The 22,996-nt window shown below is 70.4% G+C and carries 17 protein-coding genes; all 17 read right to left on the bottom strand.

Translation table 11 applies throughout. The features are described 5' to 3' along the window. Window positions 1-9: 9 nt before the first annotated feature. Genes BZF57_RS21130 through BZF57_RS13620 form a run of 17 tightly spaced genes read right to left on the bottom strand, consistent with a single transcriptional unit; the run spans window position 10 to window position 22,918 of the window. A complete protein-coding gene (locus tag BZF57_RS21130) occupies window positions 10-2,091 on the bottom strand; it encodes a hypothetical protein (protein ID WP_086738895.1) in 2,082 nt (693 codons plus the stop codon). Beyond that, window positions 2,088-4,655: a putative baseplate assembly protein gene (locus BZF57_RS13695; protein ID WP_086738893.1), complete on the bottom strand. Its 2,568-nt coding sequence runs from the start codon at window positions 4,653-4,655 to the stop codon at window positions 2,088-2,090. The genes BZF57_RS21130 and BZF57_RS13695 overlap by 4 nt, the downstream gene beginning before the upstream one ends. After that, the gene (locus tag BZF57_RS13690) at window positions 4,652-7,168 is read right to left on the bottom strand and encodes a baseplate J/gp47 family protein (protein ID WP_086738891.1); all 2,517 of its coding nucleotides are present in this window, start codon (window positions 7,166-7,168) and stop codon (window positions 4,652-4,654) included. The genes BZF57_RS13695 and BZF57_RS13690 overlap by 4 nt, the downstream gene beginning before the upstream one ends. After that, window positions 7,165-7,524 (bottom strand): GPW/gp25 family protein, encoded by a 360-nt coding sequence (locus BZF57_RS13685; protein ID WP_086738889.1) that lies wholly within the window; start codon window positions 7,522-7,524, stop codon window positions 7,165-7,167. Before BZF57_RS13685 ends, BZF57_RS13690 begins: the two co-directional genes overlap by 4 nt. After that, on the bottom strand, window positions 7,521-7,829 hold the full coding sequence (locus tag BZF57_RS20820; RefSeq protein WP_143738503.1) for a hypothetical protein: 309 nt from the start codon (window positions 7,827-7,829) through the stop codon (window positions 7,521-7,523). The genes BZF57_RS13685 and BZF57_RS20820 overlap by 4 nt, the downstream gene beginning before the upstream one ends. Next, the gene (locus BZF57_RS13675) at window positions 7,829-8,320 is read right to left on the bottom strand and encodes a phage baseplate assembly protein V (protein WP_086738887.1); all 492 of its coding nucleotides are present in this window, start codon (window positions 8,318-8,320) and stop codon (window positions 7,829-7,831) included. The genes BZF57_RS20820 and BZF57_RS13675 overlap by 1 nt, the downstream gene beginning before the upstream one ends. Further along, the gene (locus BZF57_RS13670) at window positions 8,317-9,459 is read right to left on the bottom strand and encodes a hypothetical protein (protein ID WP_086738885.1); all 1,143 of its coding nucleotides are present in this window, start codon (window positions 9,457-9,459) and stop codon (window positions 8,317-8,319) included. Before BZF57_RS13670 ends, BZF57_RS13675 begins: the two co-directional genes overlap by 4 nt. Further along, a complete protein-coding gene (locus tag BZF57_RS13665) occupies window positions 9,456-9,758 on the bottom strand; it encodes a hypothetical protein (protein ID WP_086738883.1) in 303 nt (100 codons plus the stop codon). Before BZF57_RS13665 ends, BZF57_RS13670 begins: the two co-directional genes overlap by 4 nt. Window positions 9,759-9,774: 16 nt before the next feature. Next, entirely contained in the window at window positions 9,775-10,425 is a 651-nt protein-coding gene (locus BZF57_RS13660) for a hypothetical protein (RefSeq protein ID WP_206073269.1), read from the bottom strand. Further along, on the bottom strand, window positions 10,422-15,260 hold the full coding sequence (locus BZF57_RS13655) for an eCIS core domain-containing protein (RefSeq protein WP_086738879.1): 4,839 nt from the start codon (window positions 15,258-15,260) through the stop codon (window positions 10,422-10,424). The genes BZF57_RS13660 and BZF57_RS13655 overlap by 4 nt, the downstream gene beginning before the upstream one ends. Before the next feature lie 2 nt (window positions 15,261-15,262). Continuing rightward, window positions 15,263-15,523, bottom strand: coding sequence for a hypothetical protein (locus tag BZF57_RS13650; protein WP_086738876.1), 261 nt, complete (start codon window positions 15,521-15,523; stop codon window positions 15,263-15,265). Further along, window positions 15,520-17,427 (bottom strand): ATP-binding protein, encoded by a 1,908-nt coding sequence (locus BZF57_RS13645; protein WP_086738874.1) that lies wholly within the window; start codon window positions 17,425-17,427, stop codon window positions 15,520-15,522. Before BZF57_RS13645 ends, BZF57_RS13650 begins: the two co-directional genes overlap by 4 nt. After that, a complete protein-coding gene (locus BZF57_RS13640; protein ID WP_086738872.1) occupies window positions 17,424-18,749 on the bottom strand; it encodes a Pvc16 family protein in 1,326 nt (441 codons plus the stop codon). Before BZF57_RS13640 ends, BZF57_RS13645 begins: the two co-directional genes overlap by 4 nt. A 3-nt stretch (window positions 18,750-18,752) precedes the next feature. After that, window positions 18,753-19,511 (bottom strand): hypothetical protein, encoded by a 759-nt coding sequence (locus tag BZF57_RS13635; protein ID WP_086738869.1) that lies wholly within the window; start codon window positions 19,509-19,511, stop codon window positions 18,753-18,755. After that, on the bottom strand, window positions 19,508-20,185 hold the full coding sequence (locus tag BZF57_RS13630; protein WP_086738867.1) for a hypothetical protein: 678 nt from the start codon (window positions 20,183-20,185) through the stop codon (window positions 19,508-19,510). The genes BZF57_RS13635 and BZF57_RS13630 overlap by 4 nt, the downstream gene beginning before the upstream one ends. Before the next feature lie 10 nt (window positions 20,186-20,195). Then, window positions 20,196-20,711 (bottom strand): phage tail protein, encoded by a 516-nt coding sequence (locus tag BZF57_RS13625; protein ID WP_086738865.1) that lies wholly within the window; start codon window positions 20,709-20,711, stop codon window positions 20,196-20,198. A gap of 20 nt (window positions 20,712-20,731) precedes the next feature. Continuing rightward, the gene (locus BZF57_RS13620) at window positions 20,732-22,918 is read right to left on the bottom strand and encodes a phage tail sheath C-terminal domain-containing protein (RefSeq protein WP_086738863.1); all 2,187 of its coding nucleotides are present in this window, start codon (window positions 22,916-22,918) and stop codon (window positions 20,732-20,734) included. Window positions 22,919-22,996 lie beyond the last annotated feature (78 nt).

The following is a 22,996-nucleotide window of genomic DNA, read 5'->3' as shown; positions in this document are numbered from 1 at the left end:
CTGCTTCTCCTATCCGTTCACCAGCAATGTTGCGGTGGCCATGCCAAAGGGAGCCCATTCGGGCAGTTCCAGATCGAGCGCCCGCCGGCGCCGGTGCCAGCTGCGGCCGTTCATCACGCCCATCTCGCCGCCGTTCTCCGCGCCCAGTGTCAGGCCCGGCGGGTTGGCAGCGATGAGCGTGGCGTAGAGGGGATCGCCGTAAGCGAGCGAAGCGAACACCGGCGCGAACGGCGCGGGGTCGCCATGCGCGGGGTAGCAGCGGTATCGCCGCGGGGTGCGCGAGCCCGGGGGCAAGGCGCTGAACCGCAGACACCCGGACTGGGTGCGCTCGACATCGACCGGCGGGGTGACCGCGGTCCGTCCACTGCGCACCGCGAATAGACAATCGCCGACCTCGCCCAGCCCGAGCACGCGGACATCGCCGAGGAACGTCGAGCGCTCGGCCGAGAGGCTACCCGCCCGCGCGTTGCCCGCGCCCGCAATCGCCGAAGCGGTCGGCAGATGGGCATCCACCACGCTGTCGATGACCTCGACGACCGAGCCCGCCTCCAGCTGGAGCCGCCCGGTGATCGAGCGTTCAATGCGGACCCGGCACCCCGGATCGCGGACCGTGATCGCGGTGGTCTGCGGATCGAAGGTGGAATCGATGATCGCCAGCTCGTCGATCCCCGCCGCGTCGATAACCAGCGCGCCGCCGAACACCCTGAGGCCCCGCAGTTCGAGGCGCGAGCCCTGTCCACCAGTGACCGTCCAGTTGCCGCCGATGCGCAGGGTAGGCCACAGCCCGTCCCCCGCCCAAAGCCGCGCAACGGCGCCTGCCGGGATGGCCGTCGCCGCCGGGCAGACCATCGTTCCGCCGAAGCGCAGGCTGATGCTCGGACGGGCCGCGAGATCGCCGAGCGCCGCCGCCAACGCGGTCGTGGCGGCAGCCTCGTCCTGGTTCTGGGCGATGATCGCGGGTGCGGCAAAGGCGATGCCGGCCGGCATCGCAAAGTCGCCCCCGCCGAAGGGCACCGCCTGCCCGTAGCTGTAGCGCACGCGGATCGTCGCCAGATCGATGCCGGCACCGCCACCGGGCAACAGCATGCGGCCACGCAGCGGATCGATCAGCAGCTTGGCCGGATGCGCCATCATCCCGCGCCGGTTCCACTGCGTGCCCGCCGCATCGCGGTCGCCAAGGTCGCAGAAGCAGATGTCGGCGAGCGCGCGGCGGGTCCCGGCGATGAACACGTCGACGCTCCTGCCCGCGCCATAATAGGCGCCGGGATTGTCGTGCGCATCGGCCAGCGGGATCGGACCGGGCATGGCGGCAGGCGGCAAGCGGCTGATCTGCGGATCGTCCGCCGCGGGCTTCCGCCACAGGGCGATGTCGCGGCCGAGCGGCGAGAAGCGCAACCGTCCGGGCTGGCCGCCGGTCACGGGCACCGGCACAACCTCGCGGTGCTCGCGCGCCGGAACCGGCCAGATGCGCACGCCCGCATTGCCATAGGCAAACCGACCGCCCTCGCGCATGTCGCGCACCTCCCAGCTGTGCTGGTCGTGGTGATCGGGCAGCAGCCGCGCGCGCCCGGCCTTCCGGTTGAGCGCGACGCTCGCCGTCAGGACCGGGCGGGGAAAATCGAGGTTTACGGCGGTGGCGACGAACTCGCGATATTCGATCGCCTCGGCCGGCGCATCGGCGATATCTCCCGCCAGATTGGCGAGCGCCCGCGCCGTGCCCTTGGAGCGGCGCCCCGCGATGGTATCGGCCACCTGCCGCCGGGCCGAGCGGCTGTCGCCCACATCGATGATCCGCGCCCCGACCAGCGCCCCGATATAGGGCACCACCCAATCGGCGCAGGTCTCGATGAACTGGTCCTCGTAGAGGGCGTCGACCTCGGCTTCGAGCTGGTCGAACTGCTGGCCGAGGATCGCGAGGAGGCTGGTAAGCGGCCCCTGCGGGCGGTCGACCACGGGATCGGGGGCCGGCAGATCGAGCTCAGCGGCGAGCGCGGCGGCCTGCTCGGCATCGCGCATCCGGAACAGCGCGGGCAGCAGTGCGAGCAGGCGCTCGGCAGCGGGGGTGAGGCGCGGATCGGGCATGTCGGTCATGGCATCACCTGCAGGTCGGCACCGTTGGGATCGAGCGTGAGAATTTCGGCTGCGGGCGGCGCCGACAGGTCCCTGCGACCCGAGCGCGGCAGCGCCGCTGTCAGCGACACGGCGTTTCCGCCGCTATTCTCGCTGCGGTGGAATTCATCGAGATCGAGCCAGTCGACCCCCGGCGTATTCTGGATCACCGCGATCACCTCGGAGCGCGCCACCGCCTGCCCCAGATCGCGGCTGTCAAAGCCGAAGGCGGCAGCAAGGCGCGCCCTGGCATCGGCGATCACCAGATCGGGCTGGTATTCGGGCAGAATTCTGAGCGAGGCCTTGAGCCGGAAGGCCGCAGGGCGATGGTTGACGATGGTCACCGCAATGGCCTGGTCCGAGGCTGCGGCAATCGCGGCGGTCAGATTCGTCATGTCCCGCCCCTCGACGTCAGCGCCGCCCGTTCCCGCGACGGTCAGCAGCACGGCCTTCTGCGTGCCGGTCCAGCTCCAGATCGCGTGCGCCTTGGCGATGCCGACGTAGGCCCGCGCGAAATCGGCGTAATCGGTGAGGGTGACGATGCGGCCCAGCGTCATCACTGAAAGGGGGGCGTTGCGCCGCGCATCCTCGACCGTCTCGCCATCGGCCGCGCCATAGGCGGGGAGCGGATTGACCGCCGATTTCACCCCCTGCGGCGCGCCCGCCAGCAGCGTCAGCTGGCCTGCGCGCACCATGCCGGTCTGGCCCAGTCCCTTTCGCCAGACCGCAACGACATTGTTGATGCCGGTCGGCAAACGGCGGCCATTCGTGCCGTCGCCGAACTGGACGAGCGTCGTCCCGTCCTCCTGATGGCGCAGGGCATAGACCGGATCGAGCGGCCCGGCATCGCGCAGCGAGGGCACCTCGCGCCACAGCAGCCCGTCGACGCGGATTTCCAGCGCGGCGGCAACCCCCGAAGGCGTCGGCGCACCCACGAAGGTCAGCGGACGCGCGGGCAGCGCGAAGGTCTGTCCGCCCACCATGCCGTTGCCGTGCCCGATCGGCTGCGCCTCGGTCTCGCCGTGGGTGGCGAGCGCGACATTGGCATTGATCCGCACCGTATCGCGCTTGAACGGCCCGGTGATCGCGCTTTCAAGTTGGAGGACGCTGTGCGCATCGACCAGCGTGACGCCTGCGATCGTGTGGATCTCGCTCGTGGTGACACCGGCAAGATCGGCGCGCTCTCCGGTGACGATCACCGGACGACCGGGGACGAGACCGGGGTAGTAGGTATCGAGCGGCAGGGGCGTGCCGCTCACCGCTTCGGTGACGGGCAGCGGCGCGAGCGGCAGTTCGACACTGTCGACCAGCACCGCGATCTCGGTCGAGGACTTGGCCATGATCCCGGCAGGCGGGTCCCTGTCGAGCGTGATGCGGGTGGTGCGCGCGGTCAGCTTGCCGTGGCGATGGGTGGCGGTCACGACGCCGGCCACGCGGGTGATGAAGGGGTCGCCGACAGTCGGCACAAAGGCCACCCAGCCCCCTTCGCGCAAATCCGGCAGATCGACATCGAGCGGGATCGAACGCCCGCTCAGCATGTCGCTGAAATAGGGCGGCACCCCCAGGGCGACATCCTCGGGCGGGTTAGCGGCTGGCACGTTGTGACCGAAAATCCCGGCCCGCGCGCGGAAGCGGAACAGGCCGGTGTCGGGGGGCAGCGGGGGATCGTAGTTGGCGATCTGGAGATGGATCGCGAGATCGAGGACATTGACCCCGCTGCCCTGCGCGCTGGCCTCGAAGGCGGTCTGGTTCAGCGCGTGGTTGATCAGGTGCCCCTCGCTCATCAGCGCGCCCAGCCCGCCCGAAGGGAAGACCGCGACGTCGGAGAGGAAGTAGAGCAGCGGGAAGATGACCTCGGGCCGCACCGGGTTCAGCGTCATGTCGATGCGCGTACGGTTGGCAGGGGCATCGGTGGTGACCGTCGCGACCCGCTGGAGCGTCGGGGTGACGGCGGAATCGCTTGCGAGCAGCAGCCAGTCACCGCGCCGCACGTCGTTGAGGACGCCGGTGCACAGCGCGCTCTGGGCGGCGGCAATATCGGCGAAGGTCTGGGGGCGGGTCATGCGCGGCAGCATCGCGTTGAGGTGCGGGCGCGCGGTGATCGCCTCGACCGTCTCGAAGGTCGCCATCGTCTCGCCCGGGCCGGGCACGCTCTTGATCCGCACGCCGACCGGGATCGGCACCTCGGCGGGCGCACCTGCTGCGGTCTCGAGCGTGAAGGCGATCCACGCCTCCGCCGCCTTGCCGGGGCGCAGCTCGTAATCGATCAGCCGCGCGAGCGAACGCAGCGAGCGGCGTTCCTGCGCAGTCGGCAGGTAGCTCTCGTTGACGATCCGCTCGGCATAGAAGCTCAGAACATCCCCGCCGATGGCCCAGGCGTCGATGAGGGCGATGGTGGGGTCGGACGGATCGCGGGTGTTGAGATCGCACAGCCACTCCGTATCGCGCGCCAGCGCATCGAGCATCGCCTCGCGCGCGGTGCCGTAGCGGACCGAGCGATAGCTTACGCTCGACTTGCCGGGCGCATTGTCGGTCGGCACGGTCATCGTCCGCCCTCCATCGTGAAGGATACCGTCCCGCGATCGGGAAAGTTGGGATCATTGGCGAGCAGCGGGATCTCGTAATCGCCCACCAGCAGCCGCCCCGTATCGAGCGCCTCGTTGCCCGCTCCGGCGACTCCTTGGCGGCGCAGGCGGGTGACATCGACATGGCGCACCCCGTCGACGCCCTGCGCCGCGGCATAGAGGCGCGAGAGCAGCAGGGGCGAGCCGAAGGTGAAGCGGTCGGGATGGAACAGGCCGGTGCTGCCATCGGCGAAGCGGCCGCTCGAAAACACCCGCAGCAACTGTTCGTGGACCTTGTCGCGCAGGGCATCGGGACGGACGCAGACGCGCATCGCCAGCTCGACCGGCACCATTACCGGCGTGCGGAATTCGAGCACGTGGCCGGCGAGGCGATAGGGCTCCAGCAGGCGCCGCAGCTGCCGCTCCACCCCGTCATCGAGCGGCGCACCGCCCACAAGATCGACCAGCAGCACGATCGCGCGCTCGGCCCCGGTCCAGCGCTCGATCGCATAGGCATTGGTGACCAAGGGATCGTCGAGCAGGCGCTCGGCATAGTCCTTCGGCGTCACCGCGCGCCGGGGCTCGCGGAAGTTGAGCGGGGCGCGCAGACGGGATGTGTCGATGGTCTCGGGATCGGCGCCGCCGCGCGCGGGTAGCGGGTTGCGGACCGCCGCGATGTCCGAAGCCTGCCCGCTGAAGCCGACCACCAGTGCGCCGCCCAGCCCGACATAGGCGTCGGTCAGGAGATGGCTGATGCTCTCGGCCCCGACATTGCCGATGGTGCCGCCCCCGACGCGGTAGCGCAGCTCGAAATCGGTATCCTCTTCGGGGATGCGCCCGTTGACGCCGTCCCCCGTGCGCAGGATGCCGATGCCGCGGTCATCCACGTCGAGCGAGAGCACGCGGGCATCGCCGCGCTCGTCGAACATGTCGGGCACCAGCGTCCATACGGCGTCGGCACCGGCCCCCACATCCTGCCGTGCCTCGATCCGCGCGTAGGCGGTCGCCGGGTCGGGAGCCAGCATCGCCTGCGCCGGAACGCCGGCTTCGGGCGGCGGCGGCGCGAAGGCGACGGGGGCCTGCGAGAGCGGCATGAACACCCGCCGGCGACCGGGGGCGCGCACCGGCCGCAACTTGTCGTGGCCGCGCGCCTCGCCGTGATCGACCAGCACCATGTTGCCGCGGGCAATCGCGGTGGGCTGCACCGTGCCGATCGCCAGCCCCTCGACCGCATCAAGCGCGTTGACCCGCGCCAGCGGCAGCGCGAAGGGCAGCGCATCGGCGGATGACCAGCTGACATGGAGCAGCGCCATCGGCACCGGGTTGCCCCCGCCATCGACACCGCCCGCCGGATCGCTCCCCGCCTGCACTGCGGTGATCCGCACCACGTGCCGCCGCGCCGGATCGGGACTGGCATTGCCGAATTCATCGAGCACTTCCTCGATCAGCAGCAGATCGCCCGCCGCCAGCGTCAGCGCGCCGTCCGGATTGGCGAGCGCCATGGCGGTGGTGCCGCGCGGCAATTCGGTCAAAGCGCCGGCATAGTCGTGGATCACGATGCGGTTGTGGACCGAGCTGAGCTTCGCCGGGAGCACCGCCTCGAACACCTGCGCGCCGCCGGCCCGTGCCTCGCCCGCGAAGCGGGCATCGGGTCCGGCAGGGGGGAGCGCGGGCCAGGCGGTGAGGAAGCGCGCCCCGGGATTGATGTCACCGACCAGTGCGGGGCGTCCGGGTGCGGGCGTGATCATCCGCACATGGACGAAGGCCCGCGCGCTTGCCCCGTCGCTCATCGCGTAATCGACCATCCGCGCATGGCGCTTGGCCGAAATCCGCATCCGCGCGGTATCGAGCGTCGCCTCGGTCGCGACGCTGTCCTGCGCATAGGCGATGCGGTCGGCGACATGGGCGAGCATCTCGATGATCGCGACCTCGGCCGAGGCCGGCCCGGGATCGCGCCAGCCCGGGGTGAGCGCCGCGAAGCGGTCGAGCATCAGCCGCCGGAAGCCGGTGAAATCGCGGGCGAGATAGTCGATCGGCGCCTCGGCCAGCGGGGTCTCGTCAGCCGGATCGGGCGCTTCGCAATCGAAGTTCTGGGTGCATTGCAGGCGGAAGCCGACCGGGATGACCGACAGCAGCGGATCGAAGCCCGGCAGCGGCGCACCCCCGCGCGAGAGGCGCAGGGTATAGATCGAGAAGTCGCCGCGGCGCGGCACGCGCACGGTCAGCGTCCGGCCGGATGCGGTTACGGTGCCGACCGCTACGCTCGGGCGGCGCTGCCCGCCGGTGATGCTGATATCGGTGCCGAGCACCTGCGAAGGCCCGCTGGGGGCAGCGTCGAACACCAGCTCGAGCCGCAGGTCGACCGCCTCGCCGCCCACATCGATCACCTCGACCGCGATGATCCCGTTGGCCTGCGCCGCGCCTTGCACAGCCGCCGCCACGCGCAGCAGGTCGGCGCGGGCCTGACGGCGCGGATCGCCCGACGCCCAGCTCATGACACCGGCCTCGTCAGGCTGATCTGCTGGCTCTCGCCAGTCGCCTTCAGGCGGTAGACCAGATCGATGATGAGCGTCGCATCCTCGCTGCGCACCGTCAGCCCCTCCAGCGTCATCACCTCCGACAGCCAGCGCTGCACCGCGCCGCGCACGGTCATGTCGACCGACAGTGCGAGATCGGGCGAGTTGCCGAGGAAAAGGAGCTGGTTGAGCCCGCAGCCGAAATCGGGGCGGTTGATGCGCTCGCCCGGCGCGGTGAACAGCACCTGCTCCAGCATGTCGCGCACATGGGCGGCATCGTCGCTGCGCGCGGTCCGGCCGAGGGCGGCCCGGTAGGGGTGCGCCATCCAGTTCATGTCGCCATCACCCGCACCTGGCCGACGGCGACGACGCCGGGGCCAATCCCCATCGGGACGCTGGTCTGCACCAGCACCGGCACCCCGCCCGCCTTGACCCGCAGCGCCGGCACGCTCCAGGTCAGCGTGGTGCAGGGCGTGGAGGGTACGGAGCTGAGCGAGCAGCCCGCCACGACATGCTGGTCGGATGCGACCGCGACCGGCATGCTGGCGATGCGGACGCGCATGTTGGTCGGCACGTGGGTCGCGCTGCCGCCGTGGCCGCACATCACGGTCGTCTGGCTGGTGATCACCGGCGTGCCCATCAGATCACCTCCAGAGCGCCGTTGTTGATGCTGATCTGCGGGCCCATCATGGTGATCTTGGCCCCCATGCCGTTGTCGATCTCGATCCCGGTCGGCCCCATCGCGATCTTCGCGCCGGTCGCGGTCTTGATCTCGAACATTGCCGCGCCCGGCAGATCGGTGATCGTCGCGGTCAGCCCGTCGCACTTGAACACCCGCATTGTTGGCATGGCGGGGCTGGCGGGCGGCATCGACGCGGTGCTCCAGAAACCGCCCATCCACACCGGATCGCTGCTGTTGCCGCCTTCGAACATGATCCACACATCCGCGCCGACCGGCGGGAGCGAGAAGCCGCCGACGCTGCTGCCCGCATAGGGCGCACAAGGCAGCGCCCAGGACATTTCCGAGGCGCCCGGCACGCCGGGCACCGACACCGCCAGCCGCCCCAGCATCAGCGGGTCGATATTGTTCTGCACCTTGCCGCGGTACAGGCCGGGATAGGTCGCGCTCATGTCGGCACCACCGGCGTGGTCGTGCCGGTCCCCTCACGGCTCAGCTTGAATTGCTGCTTGTATTCTCCGCGCATGATGACGTGCTTCACCTCCTCCACGAAGAAGAACCCGTTGTGCGCCCGGCCCGCGCCGCGCACGCCGACCAGCTGGCGCGGTTGCAGCACCTTGCCGTAGCGGTTGCCGTCGAGCTCGCCCTCGGCAGTCAGCACCTGCGCGGAGGCTTCGGAGGCCGCCTGCGCCTCGGCGAGCGCGGCCGCCGCGGTGCGCGCGCCATCGGGGCGGTAGGAGCGCACGCCCGCGACCTCGGGGTTGAGGATCGCAGGCTCGGTCGCGAGCGGCACGGTGAGCGGGGGCACGGATTCGACCGGCACCCGCGTCCCCGTCGTCCGGTCCTGCACCGCCCCGCTCACCCGGTGCGCGTCGCTCGCGTTGTTCTGGAAGTTGATCGACAGGAGATTGCTGTCGGGCCCCATGTTCAGCGTCAGCGCCGATTGCGGCAGACCGATCCGCGGCTGCGGCCCGAAATAGGCAGTGTTGGTGCCCGGCACCGGCCCCGGCGTCATGGTGAAGACGCAGCCGTTCTCGCCCGCCAGCCGGTTGAGGAAGCCGAGATCGGTCTCGTGCTGGGTCACCACCCGGTCGATCGGCAGCGGTATGTCGGTCGGCACCGGCGGCACGATCATCGGCACCACGCCGTAGCGGGCGTATTTCGCCAGCACGACCGGCACGATCGCGGCGACCGGCATGCCGGGATATTCGGTCGAGACCTCCTCGCGGTCCATCGCCTGGCGGATGTCGAGCGCGGTCACCGCCAGCGTCCCGTCGCCCTGCCCCTGCCCGGGGTTGAGTTGCACCTGCGTCACCAGCCCGTCGAACAGCACGTTGGGCATGATCCCGAGCGTCAGCACGATGATGATGCGCGCGCCCGCCATCAGGCCAGGGAGCTTCATCAGCGGGTAATCGACCACATCGGCCAGCGTCGACCCGCGCCCCGCCTTGAACTGGATCTGGAGCGCGGACGGATCGCGGGTGACCGAGGCGACCTCGATCTTGTCGAGCGCGTTCAGTGCCATTTCGGGCAGCGGCAGGGGCACACCCATGCCGGCAAGGATGGTGAGATGGGTACCGAACAGGCTCATGCCCCGGGCTCCGGCAGGGCGACGACCAGCCGCTGGCCCTCGGGCCATTCGAGCGTTTCGGGATGGATCACGCGGTTCGCGTCGGCGATGCGCCACCATGCGGTCGGCACGCCGACGGTGCGCGCGGCAAACAGGTCGACCCGCTCGCCCGCCTGCGTCGGGAGGACACCGGCGATGGTCATGCGCGCAGGATCGGGCACGAAGCGCCGGGCGAGATGCACCACGGTGCGCCCGCCGGGCAGCGTGTGATAGCGCAGCTCGCTGCGGGCGTAGCGGCCATCGGGATCGTTGATCGACATCTCCCCCCTCTCCCCTTCAGAGTATCCGCTGCCCGCTGCCGAGCACGGCATCGAGCGAACCCGCGGTTGCGATCTTGGCGAGCACCTCCTTGCTCACCTGATGCGCGAGGCTGAGGTGATGGCCGGGGTGCGTGAACTGGAGGTCCGAATAGGTGAGCACCTTCAGACCCAGCGAAACCTTGGCGCGGATCGGCGCGAGATCGGGCCCGAACTCGTCCTCGCTGATGCTGAACTCGGCGATCCGCACCGGCACGATCCGGTGCTGCCCGAAGACCAGCACCGTGAAGGGGGCCTGCGGCGGAATGATCTCGATCGTGCCGACCTGCGCGAGGATGGTGTTGGCGATCACCATCGCGGTCGAGGGTGCGATCAGCAGCTCGAGCGCCGCAAGCTGCGCCAGCACCCCGCCCGGGCGCGGGGTATCGGAGCCGGCGGTGCCATCAGTATCGTCGAGCTCGATCTCGAGCTTGATCGTCTCGTTGGGCGCCCCGGCGATGCGGAACGCCTCCTCCCCCGCCCCCTCGCCTCCGCCCGCAGTGCGCGCCTCGAGCGTGCGCGATAGGCTTGCGGGGTTGTATTGGAACACGATGACACTGGGCGCAGGGTCAGGCAGCTTGAAGCTGATAATCGCCCCGCGCAGGGTCTTGGGGGTGAAGGGGGCGGTCATGATAACACCGCCCTTGCCCGCGCGAAGTCGGCGCGGATCTGGGTCCCTGCGTTCGCGGCACGTGTCAGGATCTCGTCGAGCCCCGTCACGGCTCCGGTCGAACTCGTGTACCCGCTGAACGTGCCGACGCCGCTGACCTCGCGCGTCTGGAGCACGGTTGTATCCGTGAACGTCTTCACCGCCTCCATGATCGCCTGCACCCCCGCCTTGGAATCATTGGTCGACCCGGCAACGAACCGGTCGCGCAGCTCGTCGTGCCACCAGGGCTGCCCCTTGGTCTGGGGCACGGGCCGCGCTGTCAGCGCGCCGTCCTCGGCGGGCGCATAGACCGCGCCGCTATGGCCTTGCAGAATGACCACCGGCAGCCTGCGGGTCGTACCATCGGGCTGCGGCACATCGGCGGTGAAGGCCCGCCGGGTGTTCCCTTCGGGCTTGAAGATCAGACTGCGTGTCGGCGTCCGCCATTCATGCTGGACGCGCACCCAGAGAGCGAAGGTCTCGCCCGCTTCCTGTCCGGCAGGGGTCGCAACCGATGCCAGCCGCACCACGTTCGGGATGAAGTTGGACGGGATCCACTCGTGCTGTTCGGGCATGGCCGCCCGGAACAGGTCCTTGACGTAATCGAGGTTGGCCTGATTGGTCCATGCGGTCTCCAACTGGGACTCGGACATCCCTCCGGCCGAGCGGTTCTTGGCCATGTTGTTGAGGAAGGGAATGATCCCGCCAGCATTGCCGATGGCAGTGACCAGCGCCTGATCGCGGGTCCCGGCGGACCGCGCCATCTCCGTGGTCGCCTGTGCCGCGGCGCGCTTCATCAGATCATTGAGCGTCGTGACGGCCTGACCGTTGCCCGTCATGATCAGTCGTGTGGTGGCCGCATAGAGTTCGCCGAAGACACCCGGAGCGCCGTCGCGCACACCGGACGCGAGTTCGCGCAGCACGCGGTCAGTGGGCGCATTCGCACGGGCCCCGCCCGGGTCATCTGCCGGCGTTCTCGCCATTTCGGCCTTGTGCGCATCGATCTGCGCGGTCGCCGCGCCTCTCAGCGCTGTCGGGAAAGCGGCGCTGGTAGCGAGGAAGGGTTGCTGCAGCAGCGCATAATTGCGCTTGAGCATGGCCGTGACCCCCGCCCAATCGGTGTTGCGTGCGTAGTTGCCGATGTCGCGGCGCAGTTCGAGCCGAATGGCGTTGGCGGCATCGCCATGCACACGCGCGAGGTCCGCCGCATGACCTTCAATGAAGGCATCCCCGGCCCCGGATAGGTTATCGAAGATTTCCTTGAGGATCGGCCCCATCCGCTCCTCCTTGCTGACCACGGTCGCCTCGCTCGGAGCGGAAGCGCCGCCAGCAGCAGCCGGCCGGGGCGTTGCGGGAGCAGCTGTCGTTCCTGCAGGACGGGCAGCGGCAATGGCGTCGGCTGCAGGCTCGAGCTCCGCAAGCAGCGTGCGCGCCTCGCCGATCTTTCGCAGCGCGGTCGCCTTCTTGGTCTCGTTCCGCTCGGTCTCGGCCCGAGCCGCCAGAACGGTCAACCAGTCCCCCAGCGGCCTTGGATCACTCCGCAGCATAACAGTCGCCCCGCCCGGGCCGGTGCGGTCGATCGAGAGGGTGTGGTCCTCACCCTCGGCGACATCGACGCGGACGGGGTGGCCGATTTGCGCTGCCGCCGCGCCTCCAGCCCCCGCAGCACCCGCCGCTGCCGCATCGCCGGAGCCCCGCCGCAGGCCGAGCGTCGTCAGCACCCGTTCCAGCATCCGGTCGACCGCGTTGGCGATCGACTGGCGCAAGTCGGTGATGATCTGGCGCACCCGCGCCGCCACGCCGGTCACGCCGAGCAGGCTCATCAAGAGGTCGATCACCACCGGCACGAGGTTGCCGAGCACCTCCTCCACCCGCTGCTTGGCCGGATCGAGCACGCCGTGGGCGATGTTCGAGATCGAGGCGACCACCGCCGTCGCGATGCCCATCAGGCGTTGCAACTGGGCGCTGACGAACTGGTAGATGTTCCAGATCGTCATCACGAGCTTCACCAGCGCGCCGACCGGATTGAACAGGCTCGCGAGCCAGCCAATCGCGGCCATCACCACCCGCTCCATCAGGAAGTTGCGGATCGATTCGAGCACGCTGTCGCGCAGCGAGGCGAGCGATTCCTGGATGCGGGTCCACAGGCCCTGCCAGCCCTCGGTGATCAGCGTGCCGATCCAGCTCGCCATCATCTCGAGCCGCGCGACATTCTGCGGCCCGATCAGCCGTCCGGCCCGCTCGCGGACGAAATCCCAGGTCAGCCCCATGATCTGGCGGACGAGATCGAGCACGGTCCACAGCGTCCATTCGCTCGGGATCTGGATGTCGCCGAGCGCGCCGGTGAGCCAGCCGATCACCCCGCGCCTCAGGTGCGTGCCGAAATTGTCGCGGAATTTCTCGACCCCGCCGACCAGCGCCGAGATCATGTTGCCTACGAAGGCGCCCGGATCGTTGACGATGATCGAGATCGCATCGGTCGCCTGCGCGATCAGAGCGTGGAAGGCGGCCGGATCGATGCCGAGCACGCGCAGCACCGCATCGAGCACCTGCCGCAGCAGCGCGCCCCAGTCGCCGCTGATGGCCGCCTGCAACACCGCGACCGCGGCGTTGAACGCGCCCTGAAACGCATCGAGCAGCGCATTGACCGCAGAGGTCAGCGCGGCGGCGATGGCGTTCACGCCGGCGATCAGGCGGTTGGCGACGGCATCGATGGCGCTGTTGACCGCGTTGACCGCGCGGTCGATCGCGGCACTCAATCGCGCGGCGAGCTCGGGGAAGATCTGGCCGATCAGCCCGTCGATGAGACCCTTGAGGATGTCGCCCAGCGCCGAGACCAGCGCCTGCAGGGCGCGCGAGGCGAGGTCGATCAGCGCCGTCACCGCACGGCGCGCGAGGTCGATCAGCCCGGTGATCGCCGAACGCACCAGATCGAAGATGCCGTTGACGAGCGAGACCAGCGCCTCGAAGGCATCGGCGATCCAGCCGGCGGCGCGTTCCCACCAGCTCTGCTCCTCGCTCTCGCGCCGCTTGCGCTCGCGCTCGGCCTCAGCCCTGCGTTCGCCCTCGGCGACTTCGGCGCGGGCGTCGGCCTCGGCCTGGTCGTAGCGCGCATTGATCTGCGTTTCGGCGTTGCGGACCTCGGTCTCGGCCTCGGTGCGCTTGGCATCGCGGGCGCGGGCGGCCTGTCCGTTGACCTCGGCCATCGCGGTGTTCTGGTCATCGACGGTGCGCTGGCGTTCGTCCTGGATCGCCTGGCGGTGCTCGGTCACGGCGTCGCGCTGTTCCTGATCGGCCTGCCGCTCGGCATCGGCGCGGCTGGTCTCGGCCTCGGAGACGGCAGTGTCGTGCGCGGTCTGGCGGTCGGTCTCGGCGGTCTGCATCTGCTCGCGCGCGGCGGCAGTGCTGGCGGCCATCTCGGCGCCCGTTGCGGCATCGAAATCGGCGACCACGGTTTCGGGGAGAGCGAGCGCTTGAAGCTGCGCGGCCTCGGGTGCGGGGGTGATCGCCGGGGTCGCGGCGGCCTGCATCGCGGGGGCGGGCACCTCGGCCTCCAGAGCGCGGGGCATGATGGTCTCGGGGCCGGGGCCGTTCACCACCGCCGCCGCCGCTTCCTGCCGCTGCGAGGAGGCCGCATCGCGCTGCTGCTGCTGCGCCTCGTCGAGCCGGGCGGGATCGTTCGCCCCGTCGCGCGGCACATCGGCCCGCTCGGTCACCGCGGTCTGGATGCCGGGATTGCGGGTCGAGACCGCGTCGATCTGGTCGTCCACGCGCTCGGGCGTCGCGCTTTCGGTGAAGTGCCGCTCCATTTCATGGTTGAACGTGGGCGGCACCGAAAGCGTCGGCTGTTCGGGCGCGGCGGGCACGTCCACGGTCGGCGCGGCGGCGTCGGCGGGGGTGATGTCGGGCGCGTCGGTGGGGACGGTGATCGGCGCGGGCAGCGGCAGCGCGGCATCCTCGCCGCGGGTGGCGACGCTGACCGCAGGGGTCGCCTCGGCGAGCTTGGTGTTGGCGGTGGCGTTGCTCGCTTCGAGCCGCCCTTGCAGCCCGCCCATCGCCAGCGCCTTCTGCGAGGGGGCCATCGTCGAATAGGCGTCCATCACCCCCGCCGGGCTCTCGGCCGCCGCCATCGCCTCCTGCGCCGCCGCAGCCTCGGCCGCGCGCTGGGCGGCGACGGCGGGATCGATGGTGGGCTCGGCGAATTCGGGCGGGGCGAAAGTGGGCGCGATGTCGGCCTCGCCCGCAGCTGGAGTCACCGCAGCTGGAGCCGCGTTGTCGGGGCCGGAGGTGGCCGGAGCAGGAGCGGGCGGATCGGCGCGGGGGGTGACGGGCGCGGGCGCGGTGGTCGCCTCGCCCTCGGGCACGGTCCGCCGCAGTGCGGCCACACCGGCGGGCAAGGGCGCGGCAGCGAGATCGGCCGGCGCGCTGCCCGCGCCGTCCGCCGCTTGCTCGGCAATAGCCTCGGCGCGGCTGTGTTCGGGCAGCACCGGGGCATGGGCCAGCCGTTCGAGCAGGGCGGCGGGCGGCGCATCGGCGAGGCCTCCCGCTTCGGGCTGCTGCAAGGCGTGGGCGAGCTCGTGCGCGACCAGATCGGCGTCGGCGCCCTCGTTCGGCAGGAACACCGCCCCGTCGATCGCCGCACCCTGCGCCTGCTTGCGGCCGAGCTGCTGGGCGACCGCAGGGCCGACGAACACCGGCACATGCGCGGCGCGGCGGCCGAACCTCGCAACCATCAGCGCGCGGTGCGGGGTCTCCGCCCGGCGGATCGCCCCGCCCGATGCGACGTCGGCCGTCCCGGCCCTGAGGCGCGCGCGCATCTTCACGACGGTCGCTCCACCACGATGAAATAGGACCGGATCGCCCGGGCCATGCTGGCAGGATCGACGGTGCCGTCCGGCTCGCCTTCGAGCGTCAGATCGACCGGACCCTGCGGCTGCTGCCACACCACCCCGTTCGCGCGGTCGGCATCCTCGAGCGCGGCAAGATGGCCGTGGAGGTCTGCCGCCAGCCGCTCGGCGTCCTGCGCGCCCATTCCGGGCACGACCAGCGATTCGATCGAGAGCGAGGGCACGCCTCTCATCCCCAGCTCCTCTGGTCGATATCGCTGAGCGGGCGGCCGAGCTTCACCAACTCCGCACGCGCCGCATCGAGGATCTCTGCCATCCCCACCACCCCGCCCGCTGCCGCCGCGCGCAGGCTTGCGCCCAAGGCGATGTTGCGGATGTTGCCGCCAGTGAGCGAGAGGCGCGAAAGCGCGGTGTGGTCGATCTCGCCCAGCGGTGTCGCCGCCGGGAAGATCCCCGCCCAGATCCGCTCGCGCTCGGCCTGGCCGGGCAGCGGGAACTGCACCGCAAACCGCAGCCGCCGCATGAAGGCGCTGTCGAGCCCGTCGTCGATATTGGTGGTGAGGATGGTGATCCCGGCGAAGCTCTCCATCAGCTGGAGCAGGTAGCCGACCTCCATGTTGGCATAGCGGTCGTGCGCGTCCTTCACCTCGCTGCGTTTGCCGAACAGGGTGTCGGCCTCGTCGAACAGCAGCACCCCGCCGCCAGCTTCGGCTGCGGCGAAGACCCGGCGCAGGTTTTTCTCGGTTTCGCCGATATACTTGCTGACGACGGCGGAGACCTCGACCCGGTAGAGATCGAGCGACAAGGCATGGGCAATGGCTTCGGCGGCCATGGTCTTGCCGGTGCCGCTCTCGCCCGAAAACAGCGCGGTGATGCCGAGCCCACGCGCGCTCGCCCCGCCAAAGCCCCATTCGCCCACGACGCGGTGATGCGCGCGGCCTGCACCGATGATGGTGGCGATGGTCGCCGCCGCCTCGTCGGGGAGGATCAGCTGCTCGGCGCGCGCCACGGGGACGATCCGGTCGACAAAGCCGATATCGCGCGGAGAGGCTGCCGCGCGGGCGGCGGCCCAGAGCGTCTCGGGGCTGTCCGCGGCGTGGCGCTGTGCGAGATCGGCGACCACCGGAACGGGCAGGCGGAAGCTGTGTGCGAGGCGCTCGACGAGATCCGGGGCGGGCGTGCCCGAGGTCTCGCCGAGCGCGCTCTGCCATGCCGCGCGCTGCTGCGTCCGGTCATGGCCGACAACGAAGCTGCGCCGCGCCGTCAGCTCCAGCCGCGGCGTATCCGTCACCAGCGCGACGGGCCCTGCCCAGCCGCCGACCAGCGGATCGAGCATCGCCGCGCCCGGCACGTCGTCGACCAGCACCAGCGCCAGGCCATAGAGCAGCGCATCGCGCAGCCACAGATCGCGCAGCCCCACCAGCGCCGCCGGATCGGCAGGCAGGCGCGAGAGCGGGACGACGAGGCTGCCGAAGCCCGCCGCATGGAACCCGGCGAGCGCGTGGGCGACACCGTCTGCCCGCTCGCTCGCGTTGAGTTCGATCACCGGCATGCCCAGCAATGCCCCGCCCGCCGCCTCGCAGGCCCCGGCGATCTCGGCGACCAGCGTCGCATCGGTCGCCAGCCGCGCCGAGGCGGGCAGCGTCTGGCTCACCGCGATCAGTTCGGGCGCGATCTGGGTGCAGCCGTTGAGGAACAGCAGCACGTTGTCGTCGATCCGGAACGGCCGCTCGCTTAGCCCCGCGCCCGGCACTTCGGCGAGTGCGATCAGGCGCGCGCGGCGCAATGCGGCGTCGGGGCGGAGCGCTGCCCAGTCGAGCCCCTCGCACACCCGGATCGCGAGGCCCAGTGTCGGCGGGCCGCTGCCGATGCGCGCGACCAGCGCGGCGGTGGCGGCGCAGCATTCGCTCGCGGCGGCAAAGAGCAGTGCGGCCCGCTCGCCCGCCGAAAGGCCGAAGCGCAGCGCGACCGCATCGACGGCCCAGCGCGGCGCGGCCTCGGGCGGCATGGCCTCGGGCGGAGCGACCCCGGCAAGCTCGGCCAGGCGGCGATTGATCGCGTCGATCTCCGGCGCGAGGGTCGGCGGCTCCGCTGTGCCGGCTGCGGCGCCGGTGAAAGGATGGACGCTAGCGCTCATGCCGGCACCGTGGCGATCGGGCCGTTATAGCCCGCCGCTCCCGTCCTGAGCGCGCTTTCCGCACCGTCGATGATCACCCGCGCGAGATATTGCCCCGGCGTGACGCCGGCGATGGTGAAGGTGCGGTTGGTGACCGCTGCGTCCGCCGTGCCCGGGGGCGGATCGGGCGCTTCGAAGACATAGGCCGGGAAACGCCCGTTGGCGTCCGGGTTCACCGCATTGAGCAGCAGTTCGGCGCGCTGCAACCGTCCGACCGCGACCGCGAAATGCACCGTCGCGGTAAAGCGCACCACACCGTCATCGACCACACGTCCGCTGAATACGAAGGGGTTCGTGGTGCGCAGCACCGGACGGATGGCGATGGCGACGAGGTTCGACTGTTCGACCGGGATGTTCCCGGCGGGCGGCGGCGGAAGCTTTCCTGCGGGCTTGGCGATCCGGTGGCGGATGCGCAGCTGCGCCAGGCCGGGGCGCAGGTTGGCAGGAAGGCTCGCTTCGAGAGCATCCTGCGCCAGCGCGGTGGTGGGGACGACCAGCCCGCCCACCAGCAGTTCGGTGATCGCGCCCGCAAGCCCGCTGCCGGTCAGCCTGATGCGCTCGCCCGGTGCGGCGATGGCGCGTTCGGCGAAAGGCTGGGCGGGATCGGCGGGGGCGACCAGCAGGCGGTCGATATTGGGCGCGCGCAGCAGCGTGACCGCCAGCCGCCCCTCGCGCACCGGGGGCGCGGGCGCACGCCGCCGCTGGCGCTCCATCAGCAGGGTGCCGACCTGATAGGTCATGCCCACGCGAAGCCCGCTGTTCATCATCGACCACAGCTGCGAAAGTGGCTCCATGTCGAGCGGCGTGGCGGACACCTTGATCGGCGCGTCCTGACTGGCGAGCTGCTGCACCGCCTGCGGCAGAGGCGAGGTGCCCGGCAGCGAGGCATCGGAGGCTGCGGCCTGAAGCAGCGCGGCGGTCAGCTGCGGGGTCTCGTGCAGCGCGAGCATCGCTATGCCGAGCGCGAGCTCGGGCAGCACTGCGTTGGGGCCATAGGCGGCGAGCAGATAGTGCACGTCGAGCGCCAGAAGCGGATCGGCCTGCCGCTCGCCGGCGGAATTGTAGGGCGCGCCGCGGCTGCTCTGCCAACCGGCATTCGGCACAACGCGATAGGGGTAGAGCAGCAGGGTCGCGCGGGTCGGCGCGGGGGTGCCCATTTGCTCGGGCGCGCGGGTGACGACATCGATCTGGCCGATCGCGGCGCTGTCTTCCTCGGTGATCACCTGGCGCAGGCGGAACCGCAGCGCGTGGGACAGGGCAGCGATGGCGAGACCTCCCGGCATGGCTCAGCGCCCCCTGCGACGGTAGTCGTCGAGCGACTGGCGGGGCAGCGCGCGCGGGATGGCGGTGGTGCGGAAGGCGTGCTGCGGCGGGGACGGCGGCGCGGCGGGCGCGGGCGGCGGCGGGCGGACCTCGATTCGCCCGATGGTGAGGCTGCGTCGCTCGGGTGCGCGGGGCACGGGGGTGTCCTGCGAGGGCGGGGAAAGGGTGGCGGCAGCCTCGGTACCGGGCGCGGCGAGCGGGGCGAGGAGGAGCGGGGCAACGGCGGTATCGGTGCTGCGCACATCGGCGGCGAGGGGCGCGCGGTCGACGGGGGTGCCGGAGTTGTCGGCAGGACGCACCGGCTGCGGACGGTCATCGGCCGCAGCCCGAAGCGCGAGGCGCTGGTTTGCGGATGCATCTTCAGCCTCACGCGCCGCGCCGCGTGCCATTTGCGGCGCGGACGAGACCTCGGGCAGGAGCGTGCCTGAGGCAGTGGGCAGATCGCGAGATGCGGCCAGAACACCGGGCACAGTGCTTTTCGGCGCGCGCGCATCAGGCAGAAGCGCGTCAGAGGCAGGCTGGCTCCGCTCGCTGGCAGCGCGGGCAGCAGGCAGCGGCGATGCCCCGACCTCGTCCCGCGCCACAACGCCAATCAGGCGCTCGTCCTCACCCTCCTCGAACCCTGCCGCGGGATCAGGCTCGAAGGTGCCGCGCGGGCGGGCCTGGAGCGTGCCCTCCCCCCCTTGCGCCGCGGCGGCGAGCGTAGCGAACAGGCCGCTCATTGCAGCGCCATTTCGCGGTAGAGCTGGCGGCGGGTGGGGCTCAGCGCGAAGATCTCCGCCTCGCTCCAGCCATAGGCCCGCGCGAGGCAATCGACCGTCGCCAGCGCGGCCTTCGCGCGCGCCGTGACCTGCGCCCACAGCAAGGGCACCGGATCGAAGCGCCGCGCGAACTGCGCTCCGCAATCGTCACAGTCCATCGCGATCATGATGTTGAGCAGCGGAAAGGCCGAATCGAGCGCCTCTTCGATCGCGGCGGGATCGGCGAGCGCCCCGGGCGCGTCGCAGCACCGCTCGGCGAGCGTCGCCGCATCGCCGCTCACCACTGCGGCGGCAAGGTCGCGGCTGGTCGGGGGGCGGAGCGCTGCCGGGCGATCGCCGAAGGTCACCTGCGGCGCGGCAGCGTCACGGGTCTCGAGCAGCGGGGCGAGCGCCACGTCGGCCTCGTGCAGCGTGCCGCATTCGGGGCAGGTCGCCACCACCGCCGCGCTCGGCCCGCCCATCTGGCGCAGCGCCGCCAGCAGCAGCCGGTCGCGCTGCGGAAGCGGCAGGTCGGCCGCGGCCTCGATGCCGGTTCCCCCCAGCACCGCCGCCAGCCGCACCGCGCGGTCGAGCATGCTCAGGCGCTCGCCGCTTTCCCACAGCGCCAGCGCGTCCGCCTCGTCGAGTTGGGGCATGGCTGTGCCCTCAGATCACCAACGGCTCGGTCGGTTCGGGCACGTCGATGTCGCGCACGAAGCCTTCGTGCTGGAGGATCATCGACTGGATCGCGACCGCATTGGCGTTCGCATCCAGCTCCGGCAGGGCGTTGTATTCCGACACCCACGCCCGGAAGATCTTGTAGACGATCGCGATCTGCCCGGCTTCGTTGTGCAGCTCCAGCAGCAGGTTGCGCCGGAAGCCGCCGAGCGCGATCTGGCTGCCACGTTCGTTGTTGATCCGCCAGACCTGCGAGGCCCAGTCCTCGAACTCGGTATCGTGCGTCACCCCGCGTTCGAGCGTGATCGGCTCGAACTTGGTGTTGCCGGGCGATTTGCGCATCGTCGTCGGGTCGCCCCCGTCGCGGTGCTCGACCACCTCGGTCGTGCGCTTGAGCGCGCTGACCTTGGAGATGCCGGCGATGTAGCGCCCCTCCCACTTCAGGCGGAACCGGAAGTTCTTGTAAGGGTCGAAACGGTTGGCGTTGGTGGTGAAAATGGCCATGTCCTGATCTCCCTCCCCGCTCAGGCTGCCAGCCGGCCGGCCAGCTGCGTCAACCGCACCACGACGAACTCGGCGGGTTTCAGCGGCGCAAAGCCGACCAGAATGTTGACGATCCCGCTGTTCACGTCCTGCTGCGACGTGGTCTCCCGGTCGCACTTGACCAGATAGGCCTCGCGCGGGCTCGATCCCTGGAACGCGCCCTGCACGAACAGCGATTGCATGAAGGCCCCGATGTTGAGCCGGATCTGGGCCCACAGGCTCTCGTCATTGGGCTCGAACACCACCCAGGGCAGCGAATCCTTGAGTGTGCGCTCGATCATCAGCGCGGTGCGGCGGACGGGGACGTATTTCCACTCGCTCGCGAGCGCATCGGCCCCCGCCAGCGTGCGCGCGCCCCAGTTGACCGAGCCCGCGAAGGGCTTGACCCGGATCACGTTGAGCCCGCGCTTGTTGAGCTGCGCTTGCTGGCGATCGGTCATCGGGACCGAGGGGCGCACCCCGCTCAGCGAGGCATCGAGCCCGGCCGGCGCCTTCCACACCCCGCGCTGCGCATCGGTGCGCGCCATCAGCCCGGCGATGCTGCCGCTCGACGAGAGCGTCCGCTCGCCGCCCAGCGGGTCGCTCTTGACGACCTTGGGGAAGCACAGCGCCGCGCTGCGGGCGAGATCGGTGCCGAGAGTCTGGGCGATCGGCCAGCCGGTGATGCCGGTGACCGAATCCGCGGCGACCGGGTGATCGACCAGCAGGAACGCCAGCTGGTCGCGGCAGAAGGCTCCGGCGGCGGCATAGACCCCGTTGCCCCCGTCGGCCATGTAGGGCGCCTCGGGGATCGCCATCAGCGTGAAGTAATCGGGTTCGAGCTGGCTGAAGGCGAACAGCCCGGTGCGATTGGCCTCGCTCCCGAGGAACGCTGCCGAGGCAGCCGCCGCCCATGCCGGATCGCCCGGCAACGTCCCGTCCGTCCCTCCGGTCAGGGCATAGAGAGCGGGAAGCGGGACGTTCTCGATATCGATCGCTGCGTTCGAAGATGCGCGCGGCAGCACCACGGCATTGCTCACCCGCACCAGTTCCGACTGGCGGGCGACCACGGCGACAACATTGTTGGGATCGTTCGGAATGACGTTGAGGTTGCGGAACAGCTCGCCCCTTACCCGTTCAGCGCCGCGATATTCGGACACGGACATGTCGAACCCGCCCGAGAGCGTCGGCATGATGCCGATCCTGAGAGCATTGCCCCAGCTACCCGGATTGACCGCCGTCACCGTCATCGCGTTGCCGTTGCCGCTGGCGCGCGGGATGGCAGTGCTGGCCGAGGGCACGGCAGTGCCACCGCCCGTGAAGGACGCCGCAGCGGCAACCGCCGGAACGCGCAAGGGATGCTGGCCTTCCACCACCGCGACCACCCCCGTCCCGTTGACCCGGCTGACGACATAATCCGCCGAAGTCGGGTTGAGCACGAGGTTGTCGAGATCGCGCGCGGGATTGGCGAAGACCAGCCGGAAGGTGTTGGCGGCGGTGCCCGCGGTCACCTGCACAGTCGTGCTGTTGCTCGCGCCCGACAGGGCCTGGAGCGTCAGAGCCGGAAGCGGCACCGAGGTCAGCGGCGCGCTGGCAGCAACGCCGACCGCGCCGTTCTGCAGCGTGACCGAGGTGTTGCCGGTCGCCGCCGGCAGCTGGGCGATGCCTTCAAGCTGGATCAGCGGCGATCCGCCCGCCGCCACCGCAGCATTGACGATCAGGCCGGCAAAGCGGCTCGAGAGCGGATCGGTGCTGAGATCGTTGTATTCGGTGAAAGGCCCCGCATTCCCGTCACGCACCTGCAGGTTGAAGTTCCCGCCATTGGTGTGGGTGATGCGGACCTCGATCGCATTGCCGCCCGTGCCGGTGGCCCGCGCCCGCACGGTCATCGCGGTTTCGGTGGTGGTGAGCACGATGCCAGCATCGCGGAAGGCGATGCGCGCCACCCAGGCCTGGGTTCCGCCCTGAAGGAAGAACTCCTGAAGCGCGTAGGCCGCCTCGTAGCGCCGGTCGATCCCGCCAAAATTGCGCTCGACGTCGCTCCAGCTGGTGACCCGCACCGGCCGGTCGACCGGGCCGCGCGGGAAGTGTCCGGCAATCGCGAGGATCGCGGTCGAGGCGCCGGTGATCGTTCTGACCCCCGACGGCACCTCCTGAATGTAGACGCCAGGATACCCTTCCAGCAGCATAACCGTCCCCTCCCCAAATCGCGCCCCGTTCAGGACGCAAGATTCCGGCTTCGTCAGTCATGTAAAATAACCGACGAA

The sequence above is a fragment of the Erythrobacter colymbi genome (assembly GCF_002155685.1).
Lineage (GTDB): Bacteria > Pseudomonadota > Alphaproteobacteria > Sphingomonadales > Sphingomonadaceae > Erythrobacter > Erythrobacter colymbi.
This window is presented reverse-complemented; position numbering and strand designations above follow the sequence as displayed.

Coding starts and splice junctions, on each gene's coding strand:
- BZF57_RS13690 (WP_086738891.1), bottom strand. CDS start 7,168: ATGAGCTGGGCGTCGGGCGATCCGCGCCGTCAGGCCCGCGCCGACCTG.
- BZF57_RS13640 (WP_086738872.1), bottom strand. CDS start 18,749: ATGCCGGGAGGTCTCGCCATCGCTGCCCTGTCCCACGCGCTGCGGTTC.
- BZF57_RS20820 (WP_143738503.1), bottom strand. CDS start 7,829: ATGGGCACGCCGGTGATCACCAGCCAGACGACCGTGATGTGCGGCCAC.
- BZF57_RS13675 (WP_086738887.1), bottom strand. CDS start 8,320: ATGAGCGCGACCTATCCCGGCCTGTACCGCGGCAAGGTGCAGAACAAT.
- BZF57_RS13660 (WP_206073269.1), bottom strand. CDS start 10,425: ATGACCGCCCCCTTCACCCCCAAGACCCTGCGCGGGGCGATTATCAGC.
- BZF57_RS13695 (WP_086738893.1), bottom strand. CDS start 4,655: ATGACCGTGCCGACCGACAATGCGCCCGGCAAGTCGAGCGTAAGCTAT.
- BZF57_RS13665 (WP_086738883.1), bottom strand. CDS start 9,758: ATGTCGATCAACGATCCCGATGGCCGCTACGCCCGCAGCGAGCTGCGC.
- BZF57_RS21130 (WP_086738895.1), bottom strand. CDS start 2,091: ATGACCGACATGCCCGATCCGCGCCTCACCCCCGCTGCCGAGCGCCTG.
- BZF57_RS13670 (WP_086738885.1), bottom strand. CDS start 9,459: ATGAGCCTGTTCGGTACCCATCTCACCATCCTTGCCGGCATGGGTGTG.
- BZF57_RS13635 (WP_086738869.1), bottom strand. CDS start 19,511: ATGAGCGGCCTGTTCGCTACGCTCGCCGCCGCGGCGCAAGGGGGGGAG.
- BZF57_RS13645 (WP_086738874.1), bottom strand. CDS start 17,427: ATGAGCGCTAGCGTCCATCCTTTCACCGGCGCCGCAGCCGGCACAGCG.
- BZF57_RS13625 (WP_086738865.1), bottom strand. CDS start 20,711: ATGGCCATTTTCACCACCAACGCCAACCGTTTCGACCCTTACAAGAAC.
- BZF57_RS13630 (WP_086738867.1), bottom strand. CDS start 20,185: ATGCCCCAACTCGACGAGGCGGACGCGCTGGCGCTGTGGGAAAGCGGC.
- BZF57_RS13620 (WP_086738863.1), bottom strand. CDS start 22,918: ATGCTGCTGGAAGGGTATCCTGGCGTCTACATTCAGGAGGTGCCGTCG.
- BZF57_RS13655 (WP_086738879.1), bottom strand. CDS start 15,260: ATGCGCGCGCGCCTCAGGGCCGGGACGGCCGACGTCGCATCGGGCGGG.
- BZF57_RS13650 (WP_086738876.1), bottom strand. CDS start 15,523: ATGAGAGGCGTGCCCTCGCTCTCGATCGAATCGCTGGTCGTGCCCGGA.
- BZF57_RS13685 (WP_086738889.1), bottom strand. CDS start 7,524: ATGAACTGGATGGCGCACCCCTACCGGGCCGCCCTCGGCCGGACCGCG.